Below are 18,552 nucleotides of genomic sequence, written 5' to 3'. Positions count from 1 at the left end.
GGCGACTACATGGGTATCACCGGACGTACCGGCCGCATCGGCGCACTGCGACAGCGGCTCGCGGGCGTGGCCCGTGAGGTCGCGAAGTTCGGAGTCGTCGGCGCCCTGGGCGTCCTCGTGAACTTCGCCGTCTTCAACCTCATGCGGCACAGCACCGACCTCCAGGTGGTGCGGGCCAGCGTGATCGCGACGGTCGTCGCCATCGCCTTCAACTACGTAGGGTTCCGCTACTTCACGTACCGCGACCGCGACAAGAGCGGGCGGACCAAGGAACTCACGCTGTTCCTGCTGTTCAGCGCGGCGGGCCTGATCATCGAGAACGGGGTCCTGTACGCGGCGACGTACGGGTTCGGCTGGAACAGCTCGCTGCAGAGCAACATCTTCAAGTTCCTCGGCATGGGCCTCGCGACCCTGTTCCGGTTCTGGTCGTACCGGACGTGGGTGTTCAAGACGCTGCCCGCGCGGGAGGCCGTGGCCAGCGCGGAATCGTTCCTCGGCGAGTCGACCGCGAAGCCGGTGCAGCGCGTGAAGTGACCGCTACCTGATCATCTGGTTCTCGTCCTCGGCCTCGCCCGACGCCTTCTTCAGTGGCGTACGGGAGAGGAACAGGCCGAAGACCGGCGGGGTGGTCTGGAGCATTTCGAGGCGGCCGCCGTCGGCCTCCGCCAGGTCGCGGGCGACGGCGAGGCCGATGCCCGTCGAATTCCGGCCGCTGATGGTCCGCTCGAAGATCCGCGAGCCCAGCTCCGGCGGGACCCCGGGGCCCTCGTCCGTGACCTCGACGATGGCCTGGCTGCCGGTGACGCGGGTGCGCAGGGCGACCGTGCCGCCACCGTGCATCAGCGAGTTCTCGATCAGCGCGGCGAGCACCTGGGCCACCGCGCCGGGGGTGCCGACCGCCGTGAGGTGGCGCTTGCCGGAGGAGACGATCGCGCGCCCGGCGCTGCGGTAGGCGGGCCGCCACTCCTCCAGCTGCTGCTTGATCACCTCGTCCAGGTCGAAGGGGACGGCGGATCCGGTGCGCGGGTCGCGGGAGTTGGTGAGCAGCCGCTCGACGACGTCGGTGAGCCGCTCGACCTGCGCGAGCGCGATCGTCGCCTCCTCCTTCACCTCGTCGAGGTCCTCGGTCATGGTGATCTCCTCCAGGCGCATGGAGAGCGCCGTGAGCGGCGTACGCAGCTGGTGCGAGGCATCGGCGGCGAGGCGCCGCTCGGCGGTCAGCATGCGGGCGATGCGTTCGGCCGAACCGTCGAGGACGTCGGCGACACGGTCGAGTTCCGGGACGCCGTAGCGCTTGTGGCGGGGGCGCGGGTCGCCGGACCCGAGGCGCTCCGCCGTGGAGGCGAGGTCGGTGAGCGGGGACGCGAGGCGGTTGGCCTGGCGTACGGCGAGCAGCACGGCGGCGACGATCGCGAGGAGGGCGACGCCGGCGATGATCAGGAGCGTGCGGCCGACCTCCGTGGTGACGGCCGAGCGGGCCTCCTCGACGGTGACCTTCTCGCCCTGCTCGCCCGTCGCCGTGTAGGAGATGACGTCGCCGACGGGCTGCGTGCCGATGGTGAGCGGCTGGCGGCCGGGCATGTCGATCTCGGCGTAGCGCTCCCCCGCGACCTGGTCCTTGAGGATGCTGCCGGTGATCTGTTCCTCGCCGAGGATTCTGCTGTCCACGATGGAGGCGAGGCGGACGGCCTCGGACTCCACGCGTTCCTGGGCGCTGTTGGTGATGGTCCGGGTCTCCACGATGACCAGGGAGACGCCGAAGACGGCGATCACGACCAGGACGACGGCGAGGGTGGAGTTGATCAGTCGGCGACGCATGGTCTCAGTGTCCCGGATTGGTGCGCGGCACCGGCGTTACGGACACGGGGCTCCGCCCCGGACCCCGCTGCTCAATCTCCCCCAGCTACCGCTGGGAGGTGCCCCCTGCAGGGGCTTGATTGGCTCACCCGCGCTTGATCGGCCCGGCCGGGCTTGAGTCGCTCAGCTCTTCTCGAACCTGAAGCCCACGCCGCGCACCGTCGCGATGTACCGGGGGTTCGCCGCGTCGTCGCCCAGCTTCTTGCGGAGCCACGAGATGTGCATGTCGAGGGTCTTGGTCGACGACCACCACGTCGTGTCCCAGACCTCGCGCATCAGCTGGTCGCGGGTGACCACACGGCCCGCGTCCCGGACGAGGACTCGCAGGAGGTCGAACTCCTTGGCCGTGAGCTGGAGTTCCTCCTCGCCCATCCACGCGCGGTGCGACTCGACGTCGATCCGGACGCCGTGCGTGGCCGGGGCCTGGACGGGCTCGGTGGCGCCGCGCCGGAGCAGGGCCCGGACGCGGGCCAGGAGCTCGGCGAGGCGGAAGGGCTTGGTCACGTAGTCGTCGGCGCCGGCGTCGAGGCCGACGACCGTGTCCACCTCGTCCGCGCGGGCGGTGAGGATCAGGACCGGCACCGTGTGCCCCTCGGCGCGCATTCTGCGGGCCACCTCGAGGCCGTCCATTCCGGGCAGACCGAGGTCGAGTACGACGAGGTCGATGCTTCCCTGCAGTCCGGCGTCGAGGGCGGTGGGACCGTCCTCGCGCACTTCCACCTCGTAACCCTCCCGGCGCAGGGCGCGGGCCAGCGGCTCCGAGATGGACGCGTCGTCCTCGGCGAGCAGTACACGGGTCATGAGGTGATGGTAGTCCGCGCCGGACGACGCCCGTGGGGTGATCGCCCACTGCGGCTTCCCGTGGCTAACGGAATTTTTGCCTCCGGGTTCGCGCCCTGCGGTGTCCGGGTGCCATCGTGGGGATGACCTTTGAAACAGCGCTGGTGGTTCCGTGAAGGCCTGTGATCCATCTCTCAAGTCCTTCCATATGCCACTGAGTCGTTCGTAAGGTGATTCAACGCCTGATGCACTACTGGGGGACCTTTGGAGCGCACTGCGCACCCAAGGTCCCTTTCTTGTGTGAGCTGACGTCAGTCAGCATTTTTAGGAATGACCTGTGGCCGGGCCCCGCGTGTGATGACGCGCGTCGGGTGTGGATCTCGGGTCCGCCGTACCTCGTCCCGCACGACAATCTCGTGCGGGCACATCCCTTCAGGGCGTGGGGAGGACGGTAGGACTCCGGTGCCGGCCGCCCCCACCGGGCGCGCACTCGCTTCTGCGCGGCGCGTCCCGACACCCCACGAGGATCGACCATGGCGTCCAGCCTGACGAAGGACTCGGCCGGTACCCCCGGCTCGCAGAAGACCTTCTTCGGCCACCCCCGCGGACTGGCCACTCTCTTCATGACCGAGATGTGGGAGCGCTTCAGCTTCTACGGCATGAAAGCCCTGCTCCCGCTGTACCTGATCGCTCCCGGCGGGCTTCACATGAACCCCGCCACGGCCACGGCGATCTACTCGGTCTACATGTCCATGGTCTACCTGCTCGCCCAACCGGGCGGCTGGTTCGCCGACCGCTTCTGGGGTCCCCGCAAGACGGTCGCCTACGGCGCGAGCATCGTGATCCTCGGCCACATCACGCTGGCCCTGCCCGGCTCGGGCACGTTCTTCGCGGGCCTCGCGCTCGTGGCACTCGGTTCCGGTCTCCTCAAGGCCAACATCTCCACGATGGTCGGCCACCTCTACGACGGCCCCGAGGACCCGCGCCGCGACGCCGGCTTCACCATCTTCTACATCGGCATCAACCTGGGTGCCTTCCTCGCTCCGCTGACCATCGGCACCGTCGGTGAGAACGTCGGCTGGCACCTCGGCTTCGGGCTCGCCGCGGTCGGCATGGCCCTGGGTCTGGCCCAGTTCCTGCTCGGCACCCGCCACCTCAGCAGCGAGAGCGACATCGTGGTGAAGCCCGCCACGGCCGAGGAGAAGGCCAAGTCGCTGCGCACGTCGCTGATCTGGGCGGTCGTCGCCGCCATCTTCTACGGGATCGTCGTCGCCACCGGTACGTACACCCTCAACTGGGTCCTCGTGCCGCTGACGCTGATCGGTCTGATCATCCCGGTCTCCGTCCTCGTGCGCATGAAGCGCGACAAGGAGCTGTCGAAGGACGAGCAGTCCAAGCTCTCCGGCTACGTCTGGTTCTTCATCGTCGCCGCGATCTTCTGGATGATCTACGACCAGAACGGCTCGACGCTCTCGATCTTCGGTGAGAACTCGACCACGAACCACCTGCTGGGCTTCGACTTCCCGACCTCCTGGTACCAGTCGCTGAACCCGATCTTCATCATGGCGATCGCGCCCGTGGTGGCCTCGGCCTGGCTGTGGCTGAACAAGCGCGGCAAGGAGCCGAGCACCGCGGTCAAGTTCGGCTCGGGTCTCGTCCTGATCGGCATCTCCTTCGTCGTCTTCCTCATCCCGCTGATCGACACGGCCAACAACGGCGGCCGCGTCTCCCCGATGTGGCTGGTGTCGATCTACTTCATCCAGACCATCGGTGAGCTCTGCCTCTCCCCGGTCGGCCTCTCGGTCACGACCAAGATGGCTCCGGCCAAGTACGGCTCGCAGATGATGGGTGTCTGGTTCCTCGCGGTCACGGCGGGCGACTCCGTCACCGGCCTGCTCTCGACGGGTGGTGTCGACCTCAATACGACAGCCGCGGTGCTGGTCGAGGCCGTCCTCGCGATCGCCGCCGGCGTCGCCTTCTGGATGTACCGCAAGAAGGTCAAGGACCTCATGGGCAGCGTCAAGTAGCCGCCCTTCGAGCGCGAGTGCAAAGCAAGCGCCGCCGCACCCGGACGGGTGCGGCGGCGCTTCGCTGTGTCCGGACTACTTGACCTGTTGGCCGTAACCGGCGAGGGACGAGCGGATCGGGCACTTCACCGTGGACTTGGTGCCCGCCTTCTTCCACGGGCCGTAACCGGTCCAGTAGATGTCGTGCTGGTTGCCCTGCCCCCGCATCATCGCGCACTTGATCTGGGCGCGGTGCTTGCCGACCTTCTTGCCGCTCTTCGACTTCTTGCAGGTGGAGGTGGACTGGGCGGTCCCCCACACCAGCTTGGCCGACGGCTTGCACTTGTACTTCGCGCCGGCGGCCTCGGCCGAGCCCGCCGTGGCGAGGCCCGCCCCCGAGGCGAGCAGAACCGCCGCCAGGGCCCCCGTCACGGACTTCTTCAACTTCCCCATGTGCATTTCCTTCAGCAGGACTCAGAGGATCGCGGACCGTGGTCGAGGTCCCCTCCGAGGAGTTTCTTGTGAGTCGCCAACGTTTTCACGTTCGCGAACTGCCAACAGGCCCCCTCCCGCCGTGCACGACGGCTCCCGGGTGCGGGAACAGACGGAGGCCGCCGCATCCGGGTGCGGCGGCCTCCGTTCCTGTTGGTTGCCTGCTACCGGCGGACCACCCGCCGTGCCCGCGGGAGGAACGTGAAGACCGCGCCGCCCAGGAGGATCACCGTGCCGGCCGCCAGGCCGAGGGCGCGGAGGGCGCCGTCGCTGGAGGAGCCGGTTTCGGCGAGGCCGCCGCCGGTCGCCGCGGAGCCGCCGGCCGCCGAGCCGCCGGCCGCCGCGTCACCCGAGCCGCCTGCCGAACCCGTGCCGCCCGCCGCGCCGCCCGCCTGCTTCGACGTGTCGAGCTCCAGGGAGACCGGAGCGCTCTTCGGCGTGCAGGTGGTGGTCGTGCCCAGCGCCTTCACCGTGAGGACGCCCGGCGAGAGCGTCGACTTGCCGTCGGCGCCTGGCTTGTACGTGCCGGTCAGGTCGGGGATCTCGATCGGGTCGCCGGACTTGAAGGCCTTCTTGTTGGTCGGGCCCTCGACGGGGACGGTGCCCTTGTCGGAGCCGCCCAGCTTGACCTCCATCGACGGCTTCACCGAGTCGGCCGGGATGTCGGCGGGGCTGTCCATCACGGACTTCTTGAACTTCACCGTGAGGCCGAAGTTCCCGCCGTCCTTCTTGGCGTTGATCTGCACCGGGGACGTGGCGCTCTTGTCGCCGATGGGCGTCTTGCAGGCGTAGGGGACGCTGACCTCCTTGCCGGTGAAGTCGCTCTGGCCGCTGCCGCCGCCACCGCCCGTGGAGGAGCCGCCCGAGCTACTGGACCCGGCCGAGCCACCGCCACCGGAACTCGACGAGCCGCCCGACGAGCCACCCGTCGACGTGCCCGGCAGACCACCGATGAGGCCTCCCGTGCCTCCCGAGCCGCTCGAACCGCCCGAACTCGCCGCCCCCTCGACGACCTTGATGACCGCACCCGGGTCCACGCTCCCCGTCGGAGAGCACTTGGTGTCCGTCGACATCGGCTTGCTGACGTTGATGTTGTACTTGTCCGGGGTCAGCTTCACCTCCCCCGGCTTCGTCAGCTTCAGCTTGCCCGTCATCGTGGACAGCTTCATCGGGCTGTTCTTGGGGATCGCGGGGTTCTCGCGCGGCCCCTGCATATCGATGTCACCGGTCTGCGCGCCGGCCGCCTCGAGCGTGCCGGTGGGCTGGACGGTGTTCTCACTGAGGTCGAGCACGTCCGGGTTCTTCGACGCGCCCTGGATGAACTTCCAGGTCACATTGACCGTGTCGCCGACCTTCGCCGTGGCGGGCGCCGCGATCTGCGTGATCGTGGTGCCCTGCACCGGGTCGAGCCCGGAGATCGAGGGCGGTATGCACTCCGTCTTGTACGAGGTCTCGGCGGCCTGCGCGGGAGCTGCCACGAACAGCAGGCCCGCCCCGCCGAGCATCAGGGCGACACCGGCCGCGCTCACTCTCCGTTGGGTGATCACGTGTTTCCTTTCGTCGTCGGACTGTTCTCGTGCGGTGCGGAGAGTTGACCGGCCTCGGGCCGCTCCGGACCGGTGGGACCGGTGTCCGGGGTGAACCAGGGCAGGGTCGTGGTCTGTGTCGTGCCGTTCGGTGCGGTGGCCGGGTCGGCGGGCGCCGGCTTCTGCGGCGCCGGCCGCACCTTCGGAAGCCGTACGGTGCGCCCGCCCGCCCCGTTGGACGCCCGCGACCCCTTGGACCTCGACGGCCTCGACGGCCTCGACGACCTCGACGGCCCCGACCGGCGATCACGCGGCCGTACGCGGTCCACGACCGCCATGCCGATCCGGAAGACGGCGGCCGGCACGACGATGCACAGCAGGATCCAGAAGAGCGTGACGCCCCAGGGACGGCCCACGCCCCAGGGCTGTTCGGCCAGCACCTTCCCGCCGTACTTGAGCGAGACGAGATAGTCGCCGTGCGCGCCCGCCGACAGTTCGACGGGCAGCTTCACCTGCGCCTTCTGCCCCGGCTTGATCGTGCCGCGCCACTGCTGGTCCTCCCATTGCGGCGCGAACACACCGTGGGAGGTGCCGACTTGGAATATGGGGTTCTTGACCGGGGTCGAGCCGACGTTGCCCACGGTGAACGTGAAGGACCGCGACGGCGGGGCGCCGAACCAGGTCAGCAGGCCGCTGGAGCCCTCGAGCCGGGTGTCGGCCACCATGGAAAGCTGCCCGCTGCCGGACGCCTTCGGCAGCGCCTTCACGGGATGCCCGGCCACCTGGAACACGGCGTCCGCCTGCGCCTTCTGCCCGGTCACCGTGGCGACATGGACGACGCACGGGCACGGGTTCGGCGGCTCGGCGACCGGAAGCGACTTGCTGAACGCCCCCTCCGTGTCGGTGGTGACCGCGCGGCCCTCGGAGTTGGCGCAGGAGTTGGTGCCGCCGATGACACCGCGCGACGGGCTGGACTGCCCGCAGATCAGCATCATCAGCAGCGTGTCGGGCCGCCAGCCCGCGCCCTTCACGGTGATCGAACCCCCGGTCCCCGCCTGGGACTTGGAGAGGGTCACGGATGGCTTTTCGGCGGCTGCGGAGGCGGCGGCCGCCCACGGCGCGGTGCCCGCGAGCAGGGCCGCCACGAGGGCGAGGACGGTCAGCAGCCGCGAGCTGCGGCGGTTCATGGCGCACTCCTTACGTTCCCTTGTCGGCGGAGCAGTCGGAGCAGGTGCGGCGGTACGGGCCAGGAGGGCCGCCGGCGGCGCAGGTACCAGTAGGCGGCGCACCCCGCCCCCGCCAGCACGGCGAGGATCCCGCCGACCGCCGCCCACGGCACGAACCGGGCGCTCGCCGTGGCCGAGTCCGCCGCGCCGCCGCCCGCGGTGACCGTCACCTTCACGTCGACGGCGTCGAGCGCGGGGGCGTTCTTCCACGGTTCGGTGAGGCTGACCCTGCGGCCCGGCAGCAGCTGCACCGGCAGGGCCCGGCTCCTGTCGAGGGCGGCGCCGAGCACCCCGTCGGCGTGCACCGCGAGGCGCGGCGAGAGCGTCGTGTTGCCGCGGTTCACCACGTCGTAGGCGATGGCGCCCTTGTGCACCCGTACGTTCTCGACCGTGAGCGCGGACAGCGTGGGGCCGCTGACCCGCAGATGGACACTGACCCCGGCGTCGCGCCCGCCCGCCCGCGCCACGACGGCGCCCGGGTGGTCGCCGGGGGTCGCGCCCGCGGGCACCGAAACCGTGAAGGGAACCTCGGCACGGGTCCGCGCCGGGATCTCCACGCTCTCCTCGGCGAACCGGATCCACGCCCCGGTGTCCGTGGCCTTCTTACGGACATCCAGCGCCCCGTCGCCCGTATTGTCGGCGTCGGCCCCCCGCAGGGAGACCTTCAACGGCTTGTCCCCCGGATTCGCCACCGCCACCTTGTCCTCCAACACGGACCCGGGCGTCCCCTCGGCATAGATGTACGCCCGCCCGTCGCCGTCGGCGGGCCGAGTCCCCCCGGCAGACGAGGGCGCAACGGTCCAGCCGGGTCCGGCCGCGGCGACCGGGACCGAGAGTCCACCCATGAGGAGAGCCGCAGCAGCAACAATCAAGCCCCCGCGACGCTTGAGCAGATCTTTCAAGCCGGCGAGGCGCTTGAGCAGACCTTTCAAGCCCCCGCGGCGATTGAGCGGATCTTTCGAGCCCCTGCGGCGATTGAGCAGCGGGGTCCGGGGCAGAGCCCCGCGGCGCAGGCACCGCGGAGCCCCACCTCGCATCGACGAGCGCAACGTCATCGCAGCTACTCACGCCCCCTTAACGGGACGCCGCCTGATGACGCCGCGTCAACCACAGCACCCCCGCCGCTCCGGCCAGGAGCACCGTGCCACCCAGCGTCCCGAGCGCAATCGCCGAATCCTCCGGCCCGGTCTGCGGCAGCTCCCCGCCGGACGGCGCCGACGCCGAGGACCCGCTACCCGAATCCGCGGCCCCGCCGCCACCCGCCGCCGCCTTCACGTCCATCTCGAGCGAGGGCTTCGGACTGTTGGACGGCGTACACGTCGTGTTCGTACCGAGCGCCTTGATGGTGAGGACGCCGGCGGTGAAGTTCACCTTGCCGCTCTTCTTCGGCGTGTACGTACCCGTCAAGTCACTGATCTTGATCGGGCTGTTGGCGGGGATCGCCTTGTCGTTGGGCGGCCCGGTCGCCGTGAACTGGCCGCTGTCCGCGCCGCCCACCTTGATCACCGCGCTCGGGTGCATGGCGCCCTTGCCGAGCTCGACGGGGCTGGAGGAGACGCCCTTCTGGAAGGACATCGTGATCTTGTAGCCGCTGCCGCTCTTGGCGCTCTTCATGTCGATCGGGGAGACGGCTCCCTTGTTCCCGATCGGCGTCTTGCACTGGTAGTTCACGTTCTGCACCGTGGCCGAGGCGGTGGGGGCGGCCATCAGCACCGCCGAGCCTGCCAGGGCCGCGCTGAGCGCGAACGCGGCGGTTCGTTTCTGGTACGTCCGGTACGTCACCTCGAAGTCCCTTCAAACCGAAGGTTACTGACGGTTCATCAGATCTGGGTGGCTCAAGGTACGCCGGGGACCCTGCCGAGGGAAGACAAAGAGCACGCCGGATCGAAGTCGATCCGGCGTGCTCTTCAGAACGCACGAAAGGGGGCTATGCGGGGGCGCCGACCTCCGCCCACACGACCTTGCCCGTGACTCCCGGGGTGCGGACAACTCCCCAGTCCAGGCAGAGGCGTTGGACGATGAACATGCCGTGCCCACCGGGCCGTCCCGCCCGGTGCGGGGTGCGCGGCGCCGGCTGGCCCGCCCCCCGGTCCGCGACCTCGATGCGCAGCACCTTGTTGGCCGGGGAGTCGCCGAAGTACAGGATGATCTCGTCGGGCCCCTCGGCGTGCAGGCACGCGTTCGTGACGAGCTCGGAGACGACGAGCAGCACGTCCTCCGCCGCGGCCCGGCGGTCCGCGGTCGCCGCCGGCAGCCAGCCCCAGGCGTGCAGCGCTTCGCGGGTGAAGTCACGGGCGAGCGGAACGATCCCGCTCGCGCCGCTGAGGCTCAGCCTGCGGACCCGCGTACCCGCGACGACCGGCACTTCACCGGACTCGGGGCCGTGGTCGCCCGGCGAGTAAGGCCGGGTGGTGCTCATCAGCACTTCACCTCACCGATTCACCAATTCAGCTTCAGGATTCAGGATTCAGGGTCCGAGTTCCCACTGCCCGGCCATGAAGCCCGGGTCGCGGATCGGGGTCGGAGGGTCATCGGAGTCGCAGGGTCGGGGTCGTGTTCGGGGGGTCTCCTGCCCGAGGGAACGACGGAAACACCCACTTGTTCAGAACGGCTCCTGTGACGCTGGTAACGCCGAGATCACACAGCGACAACTGGAGCGTAACTTCTGCTGTCGACCACAGTACGCAGCCGCCCGCTTCCGGTCAGTCGCCGGAGGGGTCCGGCTGGAGGGCCTCGTCGAGCGACGCGTGCACCGTGAAGACGGCCTCCGCACCAGTGATCTCGAACACCCTGGCAACCACCGGAAGCATGCCCGCGAGGTGCACTCCACCACCGGCCGCCTCGGCCTTGAGCCGGGCCCCGAGCAGCACGTTCAACCCCGTCGAATCGCAGAATTCGAGGCGAGAACAGTCGATCACCAGCCGGGAATGTCCATTACTGAGGCATTCATCCAGGGGTTCACGCAGCAGGTCGGCCGTATGGTGATCCAACTCACCGGCCGGGGTCACGACGGCACTGGTGCCCTCTTGTCGCACCTCGACCAGAAGCCGGCCCCGATGCGCACTGCCGACTGTCCCGCGGTCCATGACGTCTCTCTCTCGCTGCCTTCGACGTGCCGATTGACGCCCTCGAACACTACGCCCTCAGGCTGTGCATCGACACCCGAACAACCTCTAGAATTCGGACATTTCGACTCAGAACGCACTTGCGACCCGGTGTGGAAAACGGGTAGGCCTAGTAAGGACAACATTCGACCACGGCCGGCTTTGGAGGCGCCGCACTTAGAAGCAGTGCACGCATTGGCATCGGCAGCCATATGCCGAGAACGCATGGAGGACATCATGTCAGCCCGGCTCGACGAATCGCGTACTGACCAGGCGACGTCGACACTCCCCCCGGAAACTCATGTCGACGTCGAGGCCGAAAGCCTTGAGGGCCTCGAAGGCCTTCCGGAGATCCCTCCGTACGACGAGGTGGGACCGCTCGACGCCCGAGCCCTCTCCAAGACCCTCTTCGAGCGACTGGAGTCCCTCGAAGAAGGCACGCACGAATTTTCGTATGTCCGCAACACGCTGGTCGAGCTGAACCTGGCTCTGGTCAAGTTCGCGGCCTCCCGGTTCCGCTCCCGCAGCGAGCCGATGGAGGACATCATCCAGGTCGGCACCATCGGCCTGATCAAGGCGATCGACCGGTTCGAACTGAGCCGCGGGGTCGAGTTCCCGACCTTCGCGATGCCGACCATCGTCGGCGAGATCAAGCGCTTCTTCCGCGACACCTCCTGGTCCGTGCGCGTACCGCGCCGCCTCCAGGAACTCCGTCTCGACCTCGCCAAGGCGGGCGACGAACTCGCCCAGCAGCTCGATCGCGCCCCCACGGTGGGCGAGCTCGCCGAACGCCTGGGCCTGTCGAAGGAAGAGGTCGTCGAGGGCATGGCGGCGTCCAACGCCTACACCGCCAGCTCGCTCGACGCCCAGCCCGAGGAGGACGACTCCGAGGGTGCGCTCGCGGATCGCATCGGCTATGAGGACCACGGGCTCGAAGGCATCGAGTACGTCGAGTCCCTGAAGCCGCTGATCGCCGACCTTCCCCCGCGCGACCGCAAGATCCTCTCGCTGCGGTTCGTCGCCAACATGACCCAGTCCGAGATCGGTGAGGAACTGGGCATCTCGCAGATGCACGTGTCGCGGCTGCTGTCGCGGACGCTGGTGCGCCTGCGCAAGGGTCTGACGCTCGAGGAGTAATCGCTCGGACCCGTAACACCGGCACCACCCGTAACACCCTGTCACGTCGAGGGGGCCGACCGTCACACGGTCGGCCCCCTCGGTGTGTTTTCGCCAACTCCCGCTCCTCCACGGCCGGTTACCCGGAGAAACACCTACCCGTAGCACCTCTCCTGCACCACTATGAGCACCCATCTGGCACCCGGTGACAGGAGGACACGGTGTTTGCGAACGGTGGCGCCCATGCCACGGCGCCCGACCACCGGCTCGTCGCCCTGCTGCGGGCCGACACCCCGACCGCGTACCCGGCGCTCGGCGAGCTGCGCGGCAGGCACCGGCACGCGCTCCTGGCGTACGCGAGAGTGTGCGCCAACGACACGGACGCCGCACGGCAGTTGGGGGCGCAGGCCTTCGCACGCGCCGCACGCGAGGTCGCGCGCGGCGTCGAACCGCGCGGCTCCTGGCGCCATCACGCGCTGCTGCTCGTCCACCGCACCGCGGCCGAGTGGGCCACCGACGAGCGCCGCGCGCGCCTCTCCCCCGGCCTACTGACCACCCTCGTCCCAAGGGACAGGGACGCCCCCCGGGCACCCGCCGCGCTGCTCTCCGCCTTCCATACGCTGTCGCCGGGCACCCAGACGCTGCTCTGGCACTCCGTGGTGGACGGGGACTCCGACGCCGCGACCGGCATCGTCACCGGCATGTCCGCGCGGGACGTGGCGCAGGCGCGGGGCGCGGCGCTCGACGCGCTGCGCGACGCGTGCCTCGCGGCGCGGGTGGCCCGCGCGCAGGGCACGCACTGCCGGGGCTACGGGCGCCTCATCGAGGAGGCGACCAGACCCGGCCGGCCCCGCAACACCGCCGACCTGGACGCCCACCTCGCCCGCTGCCCTAGCTGCACGGCCGCGTACCTGGAGCTGACGGCCCTGCGCGACGATCCGCGCCGCGCGCTGGCGGAGGGCCTGTTGCCGTGGGGCGGCACGGACTACCTCCTGACGGAGCCCCCGCCGACGGCTCCCGCTCCTACGGTTCCGGCGCCCCAGCAGACCGCCCCGCACCGCCACCGCGCGACGCCCACGACAGGGCCCAGGGCCGACCGACGCCGCCGCCCGGCCGGCGGCGCCCGCCGGAAGGCCGCCCGGCGCCCGTCGGCCGTCCGCGCGACGCCGATGGGCTTCGCGCTCGCCTCGGCCGCGGTCGGCGTGCTGCTCGTACCGCTGCTGATCCTGACGCTGACGGAGGGCCGCCCCGACCTGTCGGCGGTGGGCCAGGGCATGGGCGCGACGCCCACGACACCGCCCCCGGTCCGGGTGACGGTCACGGCGACGACGACGGCCACCACGACGACAACGACGACCGCCACGGCGACGACGACGGCGCGGAGCACGGAGACGGTCACGGTGCCGCCGTCGCCGAGCCCGACCACCAACCCCCCACGGGGGAAGCCGAGTTCGAACCCGTCCTCGCCTCCGTCCGGCAAACCGAAGCCACCGCGCTTCCGCCCGCCCGGCGAGGAGTACGCGGAGGTGATCGACGTCGCCTCCGGCCTGTGCCTCGACGTCTCCCGCACGCCCATGACGGACGGCGACGACGTCGTGGCCGCGAAGTGCGACCGCACGGGCAGCCAGCAGTGGCGCGTGGACCCGGCTCTCGGCGTCATCCAGTCCGCCGCCAACCCCGACTTCTGCCTGGACAACCGCGGCGACACCGACCGCACGATCGGCCTCGGCCACTGCACGGCCGCCGACGACGACCACGGAGCCGACCTCACCTTCTCCGTGCACGGCGACGGCTCGATCCGCCCCGCCTCCGACTGGAAGTCCGCCGTGACACCCCTCGACGACGGCTCCTTCCACCTCGGCCAACGCAAGTTCCACGGCGGGGACGAGCAGCGGTGGCGGGCGGGGGAGAGCCTGTAACCCCTAGTCGACGGGGCGGAGGGCGGCCCTCGCGAGGGCGATCACGTCACGCAGGCCCTGGCCCGGGGCAGGCGCCGGTGCCGACGCCGGCTTCGCCGCGATCCCGGCACAGGCACGGCAGATCCCCTTCCCGGCTCCTCGCGGCAGCGGGTCGCGGCACTCCGCGCATTCACCGAGGGGAGCCACGCGCTTGTCCACGGCGGGAGTTGGCCGGGCAGCGGCAGGCGGCCGGTTCTCCAGGCGGTACCTGACGAGGGCGGCAGCGGAACGGAGGGTGCGTGGCAGGTCCGTGGCCAGGCAGCGGCGGAGGTCGGTTTCGGTGGCGCCGGTCGCCAGTGCGCCGTCGATGAGCGGCGCGAGGCTTTCGACGTCGCGGGCGCCCAGGCGCAGCGCCGGTTCGCGGTCGGCGAGGCGTTCCAGGAACGTCACCCCACGGTTGGGGGTGTTGTCCTTCGGGGTTTCGCCCAAGGGGTATGCGCCGACGGCCCGCTCGGTCGCGCCACCGACGGGCGGGTCCTGGTCACTCGGACCGAAGGCGGCGGTGACCTCTTCGGGTGACGTCAACGGCACGTTGGAGACGAGGACTTGGGTCGTCCAGCGCCCCGTGTCCGGATCCTGCGAACGTCGTGTGTGGAGGTACCCCTCCTCTTCCAGCTGCCGCCTGGCCTTGCGTACGGCCAGGCGGCCTTCCGGCATCTTCTCGCCGAGGGACTGGACGGTTTCCCGGGAGCCCTCGGGGAGGGACAGGGCCCAGAGGAGGAGCCGTACGGCGGTCCCGTTCAGGCGCGGGTTCCGGATGATCTCGTTCGGCACCTGGGAGAAGAAACGGGCAGGAGGGATAGCATGCTTGAGCATCGCGATGGACCTCTGATCCATTCGTCGGTGAAGGCCCTCAGATTGGTGTTGGTAGCACCGCTGGGGGCCGCTCCGCGCTTACACACGGAGCGTGATGACGCGATTACTGTAGCGCGGACTTCGAGGCGAAGTTTACGAAAGCGGTCCAGCTGTCGGCCGAAATGGCCAGTGTGGGGCTGGAGTTGGATTCGGCGTTCTTCGAGTCGCGGACGTGGATCGCGGAGGCGTGAGCGACCTCCAGGCATTGGCCACCTGCGTCGCCGCTGTAGCTGGACTTGAACCACGTGAGGTCTGCGGTGGTCATAGTTCGCTCGCCATCCTCTCGATGAGCTTCACGGAGTCCCCTGGAGCGAGGGCCTGGGACCGGATCATGCCAAACCGCTGGAACAACTCGCTTACCTCTGTGCGATCTTCGAGGACCAAGCCGCCCGCCTGCCCTTCGACGTACGCCACCCATTCCCGCGCGGGTGTCTCCAGAAGCGTCCACGGGCCGTTGAACCCCGCGTGCGACTCGATCGCCGTCGGCATGACCTGGATCGAGATGTTGCGCTTCGCGTTCAGTTCCAGCAGGTGCTCCAACTGGCCCCCCAGGACGCCCGATCCGCCCACCGGCCGCCGCAGCACCCACTCCTCGATGACCAGCGCCAGTGACACGGGCGGCACTCTGGTGAGGAGCGCCTGCCGCTCCAGGCGAGCCTGTACGCGGCGCTCGATCTCTTCGTCCTCCAACACCGGGACGCGTGCGCCGAGCACCGCCCGTGCGTAGTCCTCGGTCTGCACCAGGCCCATGATCACGTGGGTGTCGTACGTCCACAGGCTGACCGCCACCGCTTCCCTCTCCGCGTAGTCGTCGAACCACGCCGGATACCGCCGCCGCTCAAGATGCGCGGCCGCCGCCTCCACCGCCGCCCGCGCGCCCAGGAACTCCCCCGCCCGCGCCACGAACCGCGCGCTCGGCATCCGCTCGCCGCGCTCGACCATCGCCACCTGCGACGCCGAATACCCGACGTACGCCCCGAAGTCGTCCCGCGATCCGCCCCGCGCCTCCCGCAGGGCCCGTACCACCGCGCCGAACATCCGCATGCTCGACGACCCGTCGACACAGTCCTGCACAAGGAACCCCCTCGCCTGCACACCTCGTTGTGTGCAGCTGTCGGCCCTGGTCAGGCTAGCCATCGGTCACGCACTGTGAGCACATGAAGACGCAATCTCCACCCGAAGTCGTTCTCCAGCTGCGGGCGGACCCCGAGCGGTTCACGGACGTACGACGCACGGTCGCCACGCACCTACGGGCCTGGGGGCACCCCGCCCTCATCGACGCGGCGCAGCTCTGCGTGACGGAAATACTGGCGAACGTGCACCGGCACGTGGCGGTGCCCGAGTGCGAGGTCCGGCTGCGGGTACTGCCGGAGACCGACGCGGTACAGGTGTCCGTGGCCGACCGCTCCCCCGCCCTGCCGGTGCTGTGCGCCGAGCCCGACTGGGAGGCCGAGTCGGGACGCGGAATGTTCCTGATCGCGGCGACGGCCGACCTGTGGGGCACCATGCCGACGCGGGACGGGAAGCTGGTGTGGGCGCGGCTGGCCGCCCGCCCGAGCGGGCCGTCCAAGCTGTCCGCCGTGCTGCTCCAGATGCGTGAAAAAGAGGTCCGGTGATCCCCGGTAATCCATCTCGCCTCGTACGTCAGGGCACCAAGCCCTCGAGTCCGATGTCGAAGGGGAAAGGTACGGCTGTCTTCAGACGGGCGCGGTGAATGCCGGTGGCCACATAGGTGTGGGTCATGGTGTCGAGTTCGTAGGTGTGAACGGCGGGGGTGCCCGCCTCATCCTCTACGCGCCAGAAGTGGGGGATCTTGGCCTGTGCGTATTTGAAGGGCTTGATGGATCGGTCACGGTCGGCCGACTCGTCCGAGACCACCTCGATGACCAGCGCGACCTCCTCCGGTGCGTACCAGGTACGGTCCGGGTCGTACGCAGCGGTGGTGACCACGATGTCCGGCTCGGGGCGGCTCTTCTTGTCGAGGCGGACAGTCATCTCCCGCTCGGTGTCGAACCCCGCCGGAGCCGCCTGCCGCAGGGCAAAAGTCAGGTTCTCCACCAGCCGGGAGTGCCAGGACCGCTGCGGCGACATCATGAAGATCAGGGCTCCGTCGATGAGTTCGGTGTGCCGCGGCGCCTGAGGAAGGAAGTCGAGATCGTCCGCCTCCCAGCCGCTCGGCCGGGGCGGGATCATCCAGTCGGGGAGTTCAGCGGTCACGGCTTCCTCCAGCGCCTGACAACGACGGTCCAAGGGCGTGATCCCGGATCGCGGATGCGGGCCACATGGCCTGAGCCAGCCTAGTAGAAACCTCCGGCTCGCGAGCGGTGCAGCCTTCAGGCAGCGCGGTTCCCCGACCTCCACACCTCCGACACCAGCGGGACGCCCGGGCGGTAGGCGAAGTGGACGTGGCTCGGGGCGTTCAGGAAGGTGAGGTCGGCCTTTGCGCCCGGGGAGAGGTGGCCGATGTCCGTGCGGCGGAGGGCCTTGGCGCCGCCTGCCGTGGCCGACCAGAGGGCCTCGTCGGGGGTCATGCCCATGTCGCGTACGGCGAGGGCGATGCAGAAGGGGACCGAGGACGTGTAGGACGAGCCCGGGTTGCAGTCCGTGGAGAGCGCGACCGTTGCGCCCGCGTCCAGGAGGCGGCGGGCGTTCGGCCACTCGGCGCGGGTGGAGAATTCGGCGCCGGGGAGGAGTGTCGCCACCGTGTTGCCCTGCGCGAGGGCGTCCACGTCCGCGTCCGTGAGGTGCGTGCAGTGGTCGGCCGATGCCGCGTCCAGTTCGACCGCGAGTTGGACGCCGGGGCCGTACGACAGTTGGTTCGCGTGGATGCGGGGGAGCAGGCCCTTGGCCTTGCCGGCCGTCAGGATCGCCCTTGCCTGGTCGCCGTCGAACGCGCCCTTTTCGCAGAAGACGTCTACCCAACGGGCGTGGGGGGCGCAGGCGTTGAGCATTTCGCCGGTTACGAGATCGACGTACGCGGCCGGGTCGTCCGCGTAGTCCGGGGAGACGATGTGGGCGCCCAGGTACGTGACTTCGTCCGTGTGGGCTGCTGCGATGCGGAGGGCGCGTTCCTCGTCGGCTGTCGTCAGGCCGTAGCCGGACTTGGTTTCGAAGGTTGTGGTGCCCTGGCGGAGGGCCTCGGCGAGGTGGTGCTTGAGGTTTGCTTCGAGTGCTTCGTCCGTTGCGGCGCGCGTTGCCGCGACTGTCGTGCGGATGCCGCCCGCGGAGTAGCTCTGGCCCGACATGCGGGCGTTGAATTCGGCGGTGCGGTCGCCTGCGAAGACGAGGTGGGAGTGGGAGTCGACGAAGCCGGGGATCACGGCGCGGCCGGCGGCGTCGTGGGACTCGTCCGTCGCCGGGGCCTTCGCCGTCGGGCCCGCCCAGGCGATCTTGTCGTTTTCGATGACGAGGGCGGCGTTGTGGATCTGGCCGAGGGGGCCTTCGCCCAGGTCGGGGTTGTTCGTGACCAGGGTGCCGATGTTGGTGATGGCCGTGGTGGGGTTCGTCATGGTTCCTCTCCGTGGGTGGTGGGGTGTTGATTCCCCACCCCGCCCCTTCCCGAAAGTCCTGCCGGACGGGCCTCCTCAATCGCCGGAGGGGCTCCATTGGAGCCCCTCCGGCGATTGAGGAGC

19 protein-coding genes are annotated in these 18,552 nt (G+C 69.7%); 5 read left to right on the top strand and 14 right to left on the bottom strand.

All coding sequences use genetic code 11. The features are described 5' to 3' along the window. The first annotated feature begins 9 nt into the window (after positions 1 to 9). Complete coding sequence (locus ACOKM3_RS24880; protein ID WP_426903251.1) at positions 10 to 534, top strand: GtrA family protein; 525 nt, start codon at positions 10 to 12, stop codon at positions 532 to 534. A 3-nt stretch (positions 535 to 537) separates the two neighbouring features. Here the strand turns inward: ACOKM3_RS24880 and ACOKM3_RS24875 are convergent, their stop codons facing one another. Together ACOKM3_RS24875 and ACOKM3_RS24870 are read right to left on the bottom strand one after the other, a co-directional pair. Continuing rightward, entirely contained in the window at positions 538 to 1,818 is a 1,281-nt protein-coding gene (locus ACOKM3_RS24875; RefSeq protein ID WP_426903250.1) for an ATP-binding protein, read from the bottom strand. Positions 1,819 to 1,980: 162 nt separating this feature from the next. Then, positions 1,981 to 2,658 carry a response regulator transcription factor gene (locus ACOKM3_RS24870; RefSeq protein ID WP_266710971.1) on the bottom strand — a complete coding sequence of 226 codons (678 nt, stop codon included), beginning with the start codon at positions 2,656 to 2,658 and terminating at the stop codon, positions 1,981 to 1,983. 512 nt (positions 2,659 to 3,170) lie between these two features. Between ACOKM3_RS24870 and ACOKM3_RS24865 the strand changes: the two genes are divergently transcribed. Continuing rightward, entirely contained in the window at positions 3,171 to 4,664 is a 1,494-nt protein-coding gene (locus tag ACOKM3_RS24865) for a peptide MFS transporter (protein ID WP_426903249.1), read from the top strand. Positions 4,665 to 4,739: 75 nt separating this feature from the next. On the opposite strand, the gene ACOKM3_RS24860 is transcribed toward ACOKM3_RS24865, so the two are convergent. The 7 genes from ACOKM3_RS24860 to ACOKM3_RS24830 form a co-directional block, all read right to left on the bottom strand. After that, entirely contained in the window at positions 4,740 to 5,096 is a 357-nt protein-coding gene (locus ACOKM3_RS24860) for a hypothetical protein (RefSeq protein WP_426903248.1), read from the bottom strand. A 203-nt stretch (positions 5,097 to 5,299) separates the two neighbouring features. Further along, positions 5,300 to 6,640: a hypothetical protein gene (locus tag ACOKM3_RS24855; protein WP_426906889.1), complete on the bottom strand. Its 1,341-nt coding sequence runs from the start codon at positions 6,638 to 6,640 to the stop codon at positions 5,300 to 5,302. Positions 6,641 to 6,678: 38 nt separating this feature from the next. After that, positions 6,679 to 7,848, bottom strand: a complete 1,170-nt coding sequence (locus ACOKM3_RS24850; RefSeq protein ID WP_426903247.1) for a hypothetical protein — start codon at positions 7,846 to 7,848, stop codon at positions 6,679 to 6,681. After that, positions 7,845 to 8,600: a hypothetical protein gene (locus ACOKM3_RS24845; RefSeq protein ID WP_426903246.1), complete on the bottom strand. Its 756-nt coding sequence runs from the start codon at positions 8,598 to 8,600 to the stop codon at positions 7,845 to 7,847. The genes ACOKM3_RS24850 and ACOKM3_RS24845 overlap by 4 nt, the downstream gene beginning before the upstream one ends. Positions 8,601 to 8,961: 361 nt before the next feature. Next, on the bottom strand, positions 8,962 to 9,669 hold the full coding sequence (locus ACOKM3_RS24840) for an LPXTG cell wall anchor domain-containing protein (protein WP_426903245.1): 708 nt from the start codon (positions 9,667 to 9,669) through the stop codon (positions 8,962 to 8,964). Positions 9,670 to 9,814: 145 nt separating this feature from the next. Next, positions 9,815 to 10,306: an ATP-binding protein gene (locus ACOKM3_RS24835; RefSeq protein ID WP_426903244.1), complete on the bottom strand. Its 492-nt coding sequence runs from the start codon at positions 10,304 to 10,306 to the stop codon at positions 9,815 to 9,817. A gap of 283 nt (positions 10,307 to 10,589) precedes the next feature. Then, on the bottom strand, positions 10,590 to 10,973 hold the full coding sequence (locus ACOKM3_RS24830; protein ID WP_426903243.1) for an STAS domain-containing protein: 384 nt from the start codon (positions 10,971 to 10,973) through the stop codon (positions 10,590 to 10,592). 243 nt (positions 10,974 to 11,216) lie between these two features. On the opposite strand from ACOKM3_RS24830, the gene ACOKM3_RS24825 reads away from it, so the two are divergent. Continuing rightward, a complete protein-coding gene (locus ACOKM3_RS24825) occupies positions 11,217 to 12,128 on the top strand; it encodes an RNA polymerase sigma factor SigF (protein WP_426903242.1) in 912 nt (303 codons plus the stop codon). Between the two features lie 200 nt (positions 12,129 to 12,328). Continuing rightward, the gene (locus ACOKM3_RS24820; protein ID WP_426903241.1) at positions 12,329 to 14,026 is read left to right on the top strand and encodes a ricin-type beta-trefoil lectin domain protein; all 1,698 of its coding nucleotides are present in this window, start codon (positions 12,329 to 12,331) and stop codon (positions 14,024 to 14,026) included. A 3-nt stretch (positions 14,027 to 14,029) separates the two neighbouring features. Here the strand turns inward: ACOKM3_RS24820 and ACOKM3_RS24815 are convergent, their stop codons facing one another. The 3 genes from ACOKM3_RS24815 to ACOKM3_RS24805 form a co-directional block, all read right to left on the bottom strand. Then, positions 14,030 to 14,881 carry a hypothetical protein gene (locus ACOKM3_RS24815; RefSeq protein WP_426903240.1) on the bottom strand — a complete coding sequence of 284 codons (852 nt, stop codon included), beginning with the start codon at positions 14,879 to 14,881 and terminating at the stop codon, positions 14,030 to 14,032. A 103-nt stretch (positions 14,882 to 14,984) separates the two neighbouring features. Continuing rightward, positions 14,985 to 15,185 carry a DUF397 domain-containing protein gene (locus ACOKM3_RS24810; protein ID WP_426903239.1) on the bottom strand — a complete coding sequence of 67 codons (201 nt, stop codon included), beginning with the start codon at positions 15,183 to 15,185 and terminating at the stop codon, positions 14,985 to 14,987. Continuing rightward, positions 15,182 to 15,994 (bottom strand): helix-turn-helix domain-containing protein, encoded by an 813-nt coding sequence (locus ACOKM3_RS24805; protein WP_426903238.1) that lies wholly within the window; start codon positions 15,992 to 15,994, stop codon positions 15,182 to 15,184. Before ACOKM3_RS24805 ends, ACOKM3_RS24810 begins: the two co-directional genes overlap by 4 nt. Before the next feature lie 83 nt (positions 15,995 to 16,077). On the opposite strand from ACOKM3_RS24805, the gene ACOKM3_RS24800 reads away from it, so the two are divergent. After that, positions 16,078 to 16,536 carry an ATP-binding protein gene (locus tag ACOKM3_RS24800; RefSeq protein WP_426903237.1) on the top strand — a complete coding sequence of 153 codons (459 nt, stop codon included), beginning with the start codon at positions 16,078 to 16,080 and terminating at the stop codon, positions 16,534 to 16,536. A gap of 28 nt (positions 16,537 to 16,564) precedes the next feature. Here ACOKM3_RS24800 and ACOKM3_RS24795 read toward each other — a convergent pair whose 3' ends face one another. Beyond that, complete coding sequence (locus ACOKM3_RS24795; protein ID WP_426903236.1) at positions 16,565 to 17,137, bottom strand: Uma2 family endonuclease; 573 nt, start codon at positions 17,135 to 17,137, stop codon at positions 16,565 to 16,567. 116 nt (positions 17,138 to 17,253) lie between these two features. Further along, on the bottom strand, positions 17,254 to 18,429 hold the full coding sequence (gene hutI / locus ACOKM3_RS24790; RefSeq protein ID WP_426903235.1) for an imidazolonepropionase: 1,176 nt from the start codon (positions 18,427 to 18,429) through the stop codon (positions 17,254 to 17,256). Positions 18,430 to 18,552: the final 123 nt, after the last annotated feature.

This window comes from Streptomyces nidicola, from assembly GCF_050106155.1.
In the GTDB taxonomy this organism is placed as follows: Bacteria; Actinomycetota; Actinomycetes; order Streptomycetales; family Streptomycetaceae; genus Streptomyces.
This window is presented reverse-complemented; position numbering and strand designations above follow the sequence as displayed.